Genomic DNA, 10,659 nt, shown 5'->3' on the forward strand with positions numbered 1-10,659 from the left:
TTACGACTCCTTCATCATCACGCCGATGCCGGCCGGCAGATCCCACTCCGGCCACCATCCAAGAACGGCGCGAGCCCGCGTAATATCCGCCCGCACGTCAGGTATTTCATTCCGTCGAACAGCACAAGACGACACTACAGGTAGATCAGTGCCGGCTGCTTTCTGCAAGATATCGATAATTTCCTGCACCGAATACGACGTCCCGGAGCCGATATTGATGCAATGGTAGCCGTCCGACACGTCCATCGCTTTGACGAAGGCGCTCAGGACATCGTCAACGAAGACATAGTCCCGCCGCGGACTGAGGTCCATGACCTGTATTTCCTGCTTCGTTCGTATCTGGTCCAGAAGCGTCGGTATCAAAAATTCCAGGCGCTGCCCAACCCCATATATATTGAAAAGGCGCAATACCACCACCGGTATTTGCTCATATGTGGCAGCGAACTCACAGAGCTGTTCGGCAAGGTGTTTGGAAAGCGCGTACGGGTTGTTCGGCTTGACCGGATCGCTTTCGTGGATCGGCAGCCGTTCCGGCACCCCATAAACATAGGCGCTTGCGAACACGAGTTTGGCCTTGTGTCGCTTGCACCAGTTCAAAGCATGCTGCGTACCGACAACATTGGCGGCGGTGAAGCTCGGGCCTTGTGTCCAGCTATCCGGAACGAATGTCCTGCCGGCAAGATGAAACAGCGTGCGCGCCGCCGGAAGCTCCTGCCAAAGGCGCTCTTCGCCGATGTCGCCATGTGTTCGGTCAAGCGCAAGCACATCAACGCCGGCCTGTTCAAGCCGCTCGACCAGACGCTTCCCGAGAAAGCCGCCAGCACCGGTGACGATGGCATCAACCATTCAAGAACCTGGATTGCATGGTTTCGAACTGTTCGATCGCCAATGCATAATCGTCGGGGCGTCCGATATCGAGCCAATAGCCGGGAAAATCGCGAACCGTGGCCGGCTTGCCGGCCGCCAGGAGATCGAGCATCAGCTGGTCAAAACCGTAAGCGCCGCGTTGCGGTATGTGCTCGACGGCGCTCGAAGACACCATGTAGACGCCCATGCTGACTTTATACTCGGCCGTCGGCTTCTCCCGGAAGCCGGTCAGGCGTCCTGCCTCGTTGGTATCGAGGACGCCGTAGTCTATGCGATGCTGACGTGTTTTGGACGAGATCGTGAATATATTGCCGTCGCGGACATGACCGTCATGAAAATCGGCATAGTTGAGGTCCGTTAGGATGTCTCCGTTCATCACCAGAAAATTCTCAGGCAGATCCTTGATCAACCGTAGCGGCCCCATCGTGCCAAGGGGCTCGTCCTCGAGCGAATAGTCGATGCGGACGCCCCACTTGTCGCCATCCTGGAAAAACGCCTTGATCAATTCGGCCTGATGGTTGACGGCAAGCGTTATGTGCTCAAACCCGCCTGAGATCAGCTGCCGAATGATAACCTCGAGAATAGGATAGTCGCCGATCGGCATCAGAGGTTTCGGAAGGACGACGGTATAGGGCCGCAACCGCGTTCCCATCCCCCCCGCCAGAATGACTGCGCGCCTAGACATTGAAAATATCCGCCTTATACCGCGCCAGATTCTGCGGCTGGCGCAGCCATTCGATCGTTGCCTTCAGACCATCTTCCAGGCTGTAACGCGGCGAAAACCCCGTCAGAGATTTGATCAGGCTGTTGTCGCAGCACAAACGTTCCACTTCGCTGTTTGCCGGACGCAAACGCTGTTCGTCGCATTCGATCTCGACGCCGACACCAATAATGTCGGCGATGAGCTGAACGGTATCGCCGATCGATATCTCGCCGCCGGAGCCGATATTGACGGTCTGGCCGACGGCTTGGTCACAGGCCGCAAGCGCCAGAAAGCCGTCGCACGTATCCTGCACGAAATTGAAATCCCGCGTGGGGGAGAGTGCACCAAGCTTCAGGGTCGTCCGTCCGCTCAGAAGCTGGGAGATTACGGTCGGAATAACCGCCCTTGCCGATTGTCTCGGCCCGAAGGTGTTGAACGGCCGGGCAATCGTCACCGGCAGATCAAAGCTCGAATGATAGCTGTAGGCGATCGCATCGGCGCCGATTTTTGAAGCAGAATAGGGCGACTGTGCCTGCAGGGGATGGCTTTCGCTGATCGGCACGAAACGCGCCGTGCCGTAGACTTCGCTCGTCGAGGTCTGGATCACCCTTCCGACACCAGCGTCGAGAGCCCCTTGAAGGATGTTCAGCGTCCCATGCACATTCGTATCGATGTAGCTTGAGGGTGCCTGATAGGAATAGGGAATCGCAATCAGAGCGGCGAGATGGAAGATCGTATCGACGCCTTTCGCGACGGCGCGCATCTGCGCGGGATCGCGGACGTCTCCGAGGATTACTTCGAACTGGCCGCGATATTCCGATTGGTCCAGCCAACCCCAGCTGGAAAACGAATTGTACTGGCAGAGCGCGCGAACTTCGACGCCTGATCTAACCAGCGTCTCGACAAGATGAGAGCCGATGAACCCGTCTGCTCCGGTGACAAGCGCTTTCTTCATTTCAAAACACCCTCAGAATCACGCAGGAAGACCTTCTCAACCTCCCAAGGCAGTTGGATCGCCGAAATCGACGGCTTCCGTTGCTGACCCAGCATCTGGATAATTCCGACATTGTCCTCCACGTCGAAGCGGATACCCTCGGCTACCGAATATATCGAAAACCGGCTCGATATGCCCAGCCGCACGTAAAAGGTACCGGTGTTGAGGAGATATCCGGGAAATCTGACGCGGGCTTTGTAATAGCCGGCTGGCCGTGTATCCAGGCGCCCGACGTCGAGTTCGGGATCGGAAAGGCTGACGAGCGTGGTGTAGCCGTCCTCCATCTTGATCTGCATCCCGACCGAGAGGCCGGAAAGCGGCTCCCTCAATTCGTATTCGACCTCGACGGAGAAGCCCTTCGACAGTTCCACTGTTCCAGAAACCTCGTCCTTCTCGTTCAATACCGCGACACGGCATATCACTGCCTTTCCGTCGACGTCCTCGGGATTGACCGAGTAGACAGCCGCGCCCCCGAATTCTGGGCGATCGAGATAGGCCTTGATCACATCCGCGGTATCGCCCATCGCAGCGACTTTTCCATCGGCCATCAGAATCGATTTCGGGCAGATGCTGCTGATCGCCGTCATATTGTGGCTGACGAAGATAATCGTTCGACCGGCCTTCGTGACTTCCTGCATGCGCCCCATGCATTTGTTCTGGAAGTTGACGTCGCCGACGGCCAATACCTCATCGACCAGGAGAATTTCCGGCTCGAGATGCGCCGCGACGGAGAAGGCCAGACGCACATACATGCCCGACGAATAGCGCTTCACCGGCGTATCGATAAATTCGCCGATCTCCGCAAACTCGACGATTTCATCGAATTTCGATCTGACCTCTGAACGACTCATGCCGAGGATGGCGCCATTGAGATAGACGTTCTCCCGACCGGTGAGTTCAGGGTGAAATCCGGTGCCGACCTCAAGCAGGCTCGCAATTCTGCCTCGTATCCCTATGAAGCCCGAATTGGGCATGGTGATCCGCGACATCACCTTCAGCAGCGTGGATTTTCCCGCCCCGTTCCTGCCGATAATTCCGACGATCTCGCCGTGCCCGACCTCGAAAGAGACATCGTCCAGAGCATGGAAGATGTCTCCCTTCAGCCGTGATGGCTTGCCGCGGTAGGACGTAAAGTCGGATACGGAAACGTTCGGATCCGGAAGGTTGCGCCACCTCGCCCACCAGCTCTGAAGGTCGCGATAGAGGGTGCCGTGATTAATCACGCCAAGACGATATAGCTTGCTGACGTGCTCCGCTCGAATAACGATATCGTTCATCAGACGGTATCCATCGCGTTGGCTTCGGCTCGCGAAAAAAGTGCCAGCCCGCATAAGGTGATCGCGACAGTCACCGCCAGATTGGCGAGATAAAGACCGACAGGCAAGGCGGGAGCGTCGAACAACGCCCAGCGGAAGGTTTCAACCGGCGTCGTCATTGGATTGATGTAATAGAACCAATGATATCGTTCCGGGATCTGGCTGAATGGATATACGATCGGCGTGCCATACATCCATAGTTGCGACATGAACCCGACGGCGTAGACGAGATCCCGGAAACGGACCGTCAGAGCGGTAACGACAAGCCCAGCCCCAATGCCGAGTACCGCAATGTAGAGCAGCACCAGCGGCGTCAGAAACAGGAACCAATAGCTCAGGGCCAGGTCGGGATTGGCAATTTTCATCCCGATGGAAACCGTCAGCAAGAGCAGGAACTGGATCGCAAAGGCGACCAGGCCGCTCATCGCAACGGATAGCGGCACCACAAGTCTGGGAAAGTAGACCTTTCCGAACAGATTGGCATTCTTCGAGAAGACGTCAGAGTTGTTGGTCAAACAGACAGAAAAGTAGCTCCAGATGATCGTGCCCGACATGTAAAACAGGAAGGGCGGAAGGCCATCCGTGGAAAGATTGGCGATTTTCCCGAAGACGACATAATAGGTCATGGCCGTCAGCGACGGCTGGATGATGTACCAGACAGGCCCGAGAATGGTCTGTTTGTAGAATGTCGTGAAATCCCGCTTGAAGAACATCCAGACGAGATCGCGATATTGCCAAACCAGGCCGAGATTCGGCGTATTGCCCTTCGAAGGCTTGATGACGATATCCCAATCGTCATCCTTACGCACCGAGGCCGATCCTTTCAGGTGCTCTGTCATGCCGCTAACTTCAGCTTTTCCGGGAGCGCCGCCAGAAGGCTGCAGACCCGCTCGATCTCATCCTTGCTATGCCCAGCCGAAATCGGCAGGCTCAGCTCGGTGGCGTGCAGCTCATCGGCAATGGGATAATCGCCGGAAAGAATGCCTTGCATCGCCTTCTGCCTATGCGGCGCGATGGGATAATGTATCTCGGTCTTGACCCCATTTTCGAGCAGCCACTGACGCAATTCGTCACGGGCCGGGTGACGGATCCCGAAGATATGAAACACGTCATACTCGGCAGGTCGACGAAGCGGCTGCGCAAGCCATTTGGGCAGATTGGCAAAATAAATATCGGCCAGTGCCCGCTTATGCTCCGTCACTTGATCGAGGTGACGCAGTTTGACCCGCAGGAATGCCGCCTGGATCTCATCAAGCCTGGAATTCACACCGATATAGACGTTCTCATATTTCTTCTTTGAGCCGTAGTTGCGCATGTGTCTAAGGCGATCGGCAAACTCGTCATCGTCCGTGACAATCGCGCCCGCATCTCCCAGAGCCCCAAGATTCTTGGTCGGATAGAAGCTGAAGCAGCCGGCGATCCCAAAGGTGCCGGTCAGCTTGCCGTGATAACGCGCGCCATGGGACTGCGCGCAATCCTCGATCACCTGCAGACCATGCGCGCTCGCAAACGCGGCGATCTCCGTCATCCGGCAGGCTTTGCCGAAAAGATGCGTCACACAAATTGCCTGCGTGTTGCGTGTGAGCGCGGCAGGAAGGCGCTCCGGATCTATATTGAAGGTTTCGCGTTCAGGCTCCACCAGAACGGGCGTGTGGCCTGTGCGAAGGATTGCCAGGATCGTGGCTATATAGGTATTGGAGGCCACCATAATCTCACTGCCTTTTGGCAGGTCGAGCGCTTCGATCGACAGGATCAGCGCATCCAGGCCGTTAGCGACGCTGATGCAATGTTTGCTTTGCGCAAATTCGGCAAATTCGGCTTCGAATGAGGAGACCTCACTCCCAAGCACATACCACCCGGACCGAATGACGCGGGAAGCGACCGCCTCCAACTCTTCCATCAGCGCGCGATTGGCCTGTGCAAGACTTTCATACTCAATCATCTCAGAGCCGCTCATAGGGGGTGTGAATATAGTCGCCCTTATCATATTCGTGAGAGGCGAAAACGAGCAGGATCGAACCCGGGCCAAAGGTCATGTCATGCCAGTCCTTCGGTTCCACCAGCAGGCACTGGTCCGGTGACGACAGAGTAATCTCTTCCCGGGTCTCACCGTCGTCCATCGACACCACCACGGCGCCCGAAAGCGCCACCAATGCCTGTCGAGTTTTGTGATGACGATGGCCGCCGCGTTTATGTCCGTCGGCATCATAGATCCAGAAGCTCCGGACGACCGGAAATGGCAGTATTCCGTCCATGACGGTCAGCGCGCCTCGTGCGTCGGACATCGTCTTTAACGTAAGCAAGGTAAAAGCAGACAAGATTGGCTTTCCAGTTTTGCCGATTCAGCCGGTTGGGAAATGCGGAGCCGGCTCCCTCACCAAGCTGATGAGATATCGACCGTAAGAACTCTTTTCAAGTGGAGCTGCCAGCCTTAGCAATTGCTCGGCATCTATGTATCCCAAATGAAAGGCGATTTCTTCGGGGCAAGCGATCTTCAGCCCCTGGCGCCGCTCGATGGTGGCAATGAACTGGCTGGCTTCCAGGAGAGAATCGTGCGTGCCCGTATCGAGCCAGGCATGCCCTCTCCCCAGGACGGCAACATTCAGCCTGCCGGCCGATAAATAGTGCCGATTGATATCGGTGATTTCGGTTTCACCGCGCGGCGAAGGTTTCAAACCGGCAGCAATGTCAATCACGTCATTATCGTAGAAATACAGACCAGTCACCGCATAAGAAGAACGGGGCTTGGTTGGCTTTTCCTCCAGGCTGAGGACTTTGCCCTCACTGTCAAACTCCACCACCCCATACCGTTCGGGATCGTGGACCTTGTAGGCGAAGATCGTCGCTTCGTCCGATCTTTCGGAAGCCGCGGATAGATCATGTGTCAAAAGGTTGCCGTAAAAGATATTGTCTCCAAGCACGAGCGCGGTTGACTCTCGCCCGATGAATTCCCTGCCTATCGAGAATGCCTGGGGAATTCCTTCTGGCGCGGCCTGCACGGCATATTGAAAGTTCAATCCCCATTGGGCGCCGTCACCGAGCAGCTGTTCAAAACGCGGCGTGTCCTGCGGCGTAGAGATGATCAAGATATCCTGGATTCCCGCAAGCATCAGCGTTGACAGGGGATAATAGATCATCGGCTTGTCAAAAACCGGAAGAAGCTGCTTCGAAATGGCGAGGGTTGCCGGATGGAGCCGAGTGCCCGAGCCCCCGGCGAGCAAGATGCCCTTGCGCAGCTTTTTCTTCGAAGACAAGAGACCTCCTGCAACCTGGTAAATCCGCGCGCATTCACGCGCCTGTCGTAATGACGATCGCTGTTTGACACTGCTCACTACAGATAGATCGATCTGCATGCAATGCACTTGGCGAGAGGAGAGGTAGCCCGGCTGCTCATCCATGCGGCATTGATCGACAATAATCTGCAGTACTGGATTGCGACGCCACCATTCCGTCTGCTACGGGTCGACCAGATTTCGTCCCTGAGAATGTGAGCAAGACCTCGTCAAAATGGCTGCAGACACTGCCGATCCAAGCTCGCCCCGGATAAGCCTTATCACTGTCTGCTGGAACGCCGAGCGGACCATTGCCGATACGTTGCGGTCTATCGACACTCAAACCTACCGCAATTTCGAGCACATCATTATCGACGGCGGCTCGGGCGATTCTACGCTCGCCATCATCGCTTCGGCGCCGGCGGAGAACCGCCGCGTACTTTCGGGACGGGACGGCGGTATTTATGAAGCCATGAACAAGGGGATTGGCCTTGCGAGCGGCGACATCATCGGATTCTTGAATGCGGATGACACTTTCGAGAGCAGCGACTCCCTCGAAACCGTGGCGGCCGCGCTGGAAGACGAAGCCTATGACGGCTGCTATGGCGATCTCATCTATGTTTCCAACCAGCATCCCGATCGCAAAGTCCGTTATTGGAAATCCTGTGCGTTTGAACCCGGTTCCTTTGGACGCGGCTGGTGTCCGCCGCATCCGACATTCTATGTTCGGCGTCGCATCTATGAACGGTTCGGGACGTTTGATCTGCGTTATCGGCTGGCAGCCGACGTCGAGCTTATGATGCGATTTCTGGAAGTCGCGCGCATCAAGACCCTTTATATCCCCCGGGTGTTGGTGAGGATGCGCTTGGGGGGCGCCACGAACAAAAACATTCAGAACATATCGCGTCAGAACAAGGAAGTGCTGCGTGCCCTTGCTGACCACGGCTTAAGGGTCTCGACCCTCATGTTCTGGGCATCGAAGCTTGTGAACCGCCTCGGTCAGTTCGTGAAACGAAATCGATAGCAGGATTTATCAAGTCCGATTTCAGGCCGGCCAATAGCCGGTCGCACCGCCACCCTCCCCTGCAACCCTTCCGCAATCGCCGTCACCCTCTCGACCGAAGCATGCCCGATCTCTCCCCGGGGGTTTAACAGGAGGTCCGATTGGGTTCACGCAAAAAGGAAATCCCCCGACTCTAGGCTCGTCAAGGCTACATTCTTCAACACTATGGTGTTATCGATATCGGCCGTAACGACTGTATCGTTGCCATACTGACTGGATGCAGCAAAAAGCGATTCCCAGTCGGCGAAAATGCTGTGATCGATCCTGATCGTGTCGTGCGCCGCGCCGGTTGCCACGAAGTTTGTGATCGTATCGTGGCCCCAGTTCAGCAAAAAAACGAAGACGTCGGCTGCTGCTCCACCAGTGAGGCTATCGTTGCCAGCGCCACCCGTCAGCGTATTAGAACCACTGCCGCCGACGATAACGTTGTTCAGCGCATTCCCTGTTCCGGCAAACGGTCCAGTTCCGATATAGGTGAGGTTCTCGACATTGGTCCCCAGTGTGTAGGCGGCGAGGTTCGTGCGAACCGTGTCGATCCCGGCGTCAGCGGCTTCGGTGACGATGTCACCGGCATTGTCGACGATGTAGGTGTCGCTGCCCGCTCCGCCGATCAAGGTGTCAGCGCCTGCCCCGCCATTCAGCGTGTCAGTGCCGGCGCCGCCGGTGATCGTGTTGGCGAGCGCATTGCCGGTGCCGGTGAAGCTAGCAGATCCCGTATAGGTCAGGTTCTCGACATTGTTGCCGAGCGTATAGCCTGAAAGCGCCGTGTGGACTAGGTCTATCCCCTCGTTCGCGTTCTCGATCACGATGTCAGTCGCAATGTCAACGACGTAAATGTCGTCGCCCATCCCACCCGACATCTTGTCGGAGCCACCCCCCCCGATCAATGTGTCGTTGCCCGCAGCCCCCGCGAGGCTGTCAGCGCCAACACCACCTGTGATAACGTTGTCAAGCAGATTCCCTGTTCCAACGAAGGTTGCCGCTCCGATGTAGGTGAGGTTCTCGACATTGGCAGCCAATGTGTAGGCATTCAGATTCGTCCGAACCGTGTCGATCCCCTCATTGGCGGCCTCGGTGACGAGGTCGCCGGCATTGTCGACAATATAGGTGTCGCCACCCGCCCCGCCGATCAAACGATCGGCCCCTGCCCCACCATTCAGCGTGTCGTTGCCGACACCGCCGGAAAGCGTATCGATGGCAGCGCCACCCGTCATCGTGTTGTCGAGATCATTGCCTGTTCCGACAAAGGCTGCCGTGCCGATGTAGGTGAGGTTCTCGACATCGCTGCCAAGCGTATAGCTCGCCAGGTTCGTGCGAACCGTGTCGATCCCCGCATCGGCGTTCTCGGCGACAACGTCGCCGGCATTGTCGATGATGTAGATGTCGCTGCCCGCACCCCCGATCAAGGTGTCCGCACCTGCCCCGCCATTCAGCGTGTCATTGCCGGCGCCGCCGGTGATCGTGTTGGCGAGCGCATTGCCGGTGCCGGTGAAGCTGGCGGATCCCGTGTAGGTCAGGTTCTCGACATTGACCAATGCGGCGATCGAGTAGGCTGCAAGTCCCGTGCGGATTTCGTCGGTGCCGTCGCTGACCGCCTCGGTGACGACGTCGCTCGCGCTGTCGACGATATAGACGTCGTTGCCAGCCCCGCCGCGCAGCGTGTCATTGCCGGCACCGCCGTCTAGAAGATCGTTGCCGGCGCCGCCGGTGATCGCGTTGGCAAGGCTGTTTCCAGTCCCGCTAAAATCGCCGGTGCCGGTGAAGGTCAGGTTTTCGACATTGGCAATATTGGTCAAGGCATAGGAAGAAAGCACCGTCCTGATCAGATCGGTGCCTGCATTCAGCCCTTCGGTGACCACGTCGGCCAGATCATCGACAATATAGGTGTCGTTGCCGGCTCCGCCGATCAGTATGTCTGCTCCGGCCTTTCCGTCCAGGATGTCAGCACCTGCCGCGCCGCTGATCGTATTGGCAAGGTCATTGCCCGTGCCGGCAAAGGCTGCCGTGCCGCTATAGGTGAGATTTTCGACATTGGCGGCAAGCGTATAGCTTGCCAGGGTCGTGCGAACCGTGTCGCTTCCCGCATCGACGTCCTCGGTGACGCTGTCGGTGGCATTGTCGACGATGTAGATGTCGTCGCCCGTACCGCCGATCAAGCTATCGGCACCTGCCCCGCCATTCAGCGTGTCATTGCCGTCGCCGCCTGACAGCGTATCGATGGCAACGCCCCCGGTGATCACGTTGTCGAGACTGTTGCCCGTACCAGCGAAAGCTCCTGTGCCGGCAAAACTCAGGTTCTCGACGTTGGCGGCAAGCGTATAGCTCGCAAGGTTCGTGCGAACTGTGTCTATCCCCTCATCGGGGTTCTCGGTGACGCTGTCGCCGGCATCGTCGACGATGTAGGTGTCGCTGCCCGCACCGCCGATCAAGCTATCAGCGCCTGC

The 10,659-nt window shown here is 57.1% G+C and carries 9 protein-coding genes and 1 pseudogene; 1 reads left to right on the forward strand and 9 read right to left on the reverse strand.

Annotated elements, in window-relative coordinates; translation table 11 throughout:
• Genes CO667_RS25300 through rfbA form a run of 8 tightly spaced genes read right to left on the reverse strand, consistent with a single transcriptional unit; the run spans window position 1 to window position 7,134 of the window.
• A complete protein-coding gene (locus CO667_RS25300; RefSeq protein ID WP_097621029.1) occupies window positions 1-846 on the reverse strand; it encodes an NAD(P)-dependent oxidoreductase in 846 nt (281 codons plus the stop codon).
• A complete protein-coding gene (locus CO667_RS25305; RefSeq protein ID WP_097621030.1) occupies window positions 839-1,552 on the reverse strand; it encodes a nucleotidyltransferase family protein in 714 nt (237 codons plus the stop codon). The genes CO667_RS25300 and CO667_RS25305 overlap by 8 nt, the downstream gene beginning before the upstream one ends.
• Window positions 1,545-2,525, reverse strand: coding sequence for an NAD-dependent 4,6-dehydratase LegB (locus tag CO667_RS25310; protein ID WP_097621031.1), 981 nt, complete (start codon window positions 2,523-2,525; stop codon window positions 1,545-1,547). Before CO667_RS25310 ends, CO667_RS25305 begins: the two co-directional genes overlap by 8 nt.
• The gene (locus tag CO667_RS25315) at window positions 2,522-3,841 is read right to left on the reverse strand and encodes an ABC transporter ATP-binding protein (protein ID WP_097621032.1); all 1,320 of its coding nucleotides are present in this window, start codon (window positions 3,839-3,841) and stop codon (window positions 2,522-2,524) included. The genes CO667_RS25310 and CO667_RS25315 overlap by 4 nt, the downstream gene beginning before the upstream one ends.
• Complete coding sequence (locus CO667_RS25320; protein WP_097621033.1) at window positions 3,841-4,719, reverse strand: ABC transporter permease; 879 nt, start codon at window positions 4,717-4,719, stop codon at window positions 3,841-3,843. Before CO667_RS25320 ends, CO667_RS25315 begins: the two co-directional genes overlap by 1 nt.
• Entirely contained in the window at window positions 4,716-5,822 is a 1,107-nt protein-coding gene (locus CO667_RS25325; RefSeq protein WP_097621034.1) for a DegT/DnrJ/EryC1/StrS family aminotransferase, read from the reverse strand. The genes CO667_RS25320 and CO667_RS25325 overlap by 4 nt, the downstream gene beginning before the upstream one ends.
• A gap of 1 nt (window position 5,823) precedes the next feature.
• A complete protein-coding gene (locus CO667_RS25330) occupies window positions 5,824-6,198 on the reverse strand; it encodes an FdtA/QdtA family cupin domain-containing protein (RefSeq protein WP_097621035.1) in 375 nt (124 codons plus the stop codon).
• Between the two features lie 24 nt (window positions 6,199-6,222).
• A complete protein-coding gene (gene rfbA / locus CO667_RS25335) occupies window positions 6,223-7,134 on the reverse strand; it encodes a glucose-1-phosphate thymidylyltransferase RfbA (protein ID WP_097621036.1) in 912 nt (303 codons plus the stop codon).
• A 253-nt stretch (window positions 7,135-7,387) separates the two neighbouring features.
• Here rfbA and CO667_RS25340 point away from each other — a divergent pair, with 253 nt between their 5' ends.
• Entirely contained in the window at window positions 7,388-8,176 is a 789-nt protein-coding gene (locus CO667_RS25340; protein ID WP_097621037.1) for a glycosyltransferase family 2 protein, read from the forward strand.
• A 146-nt stretch (window positions 8,177-8,322) separates the two neighbouring features.
• Here CO667_RS25340 and CO667_RS25345 read toward each other — a convergent pair.
• A pseudogene (locus CO667_RS25345) lies at window positions 8,323-10,659 on the reverse strand (RTX toxin); the annotation flags it as partial.

The organism is Rhizobium sp. L43 (genome assembly GCF_002531725.1).
Taxonomy (GTDB): Bacteria; Pseudomonadota; Alphaproteobacteria; order Rhizobiales; family Rhizobiaceae; genus Rhizobium.

What these genes read in the sequence shown, in the direction of transcription:
- CO667_RS25310 (WP_097621031.1), bottom strand. Translation starts at nt 2,525, where the DNA reads ATGAAGAAAGCGCTTGTCACCGGAGCAGACGGGTTCATCGGCTCTCAT.
- CO667_RS25325 (WP_097621034.1), bottom strand. Translation starts at nt 5,822, where the DNA reads ATGATTGAGTATGAAAGTCTTGCACAGGCCAATCGCGCGCTGATGGAA.
- CO667_RS25305 (WP_097621030.1), bottom strand. Translation starts at nt 1,552, where the DNA reads ATGTCTAGGCGCGCAGTCATTCTGGCGGGGGGGATGGGAACGCGGTTG.
- CO667_RS25315 (WP_097621032.1), bottom strand. Translation starts at nt 3,841, where the DNA reads ATGAACGATATCGTTATTCGAGCGGAGCACGTCAGCAAGCTATATCGT.
- CO667_RS25320 (WP_097621033.1), bottom strand. Translation starts at nt 4,719, where the DNA reads ATGACAGAGCACCTGAAAGGATCGGCCTCGGTGCGTAAGGATGACGAT.
- CO667_RS25340 (WP_097621037.1), top strand. Translation starts at nt 7,388, where the DNA reads ATGGCTGCAGACACTGCCGATCCAAGCTCGCCCCGGATAAGCCTTATC.
- CO667_RS25300 (WP_097621029.1), bottom strand. Translation starts at nt 846, where the DNA reads ATGGTTGATGCCATCGTCACCGGTGCTGGCGGCTTTCTCGGGAAGCGT.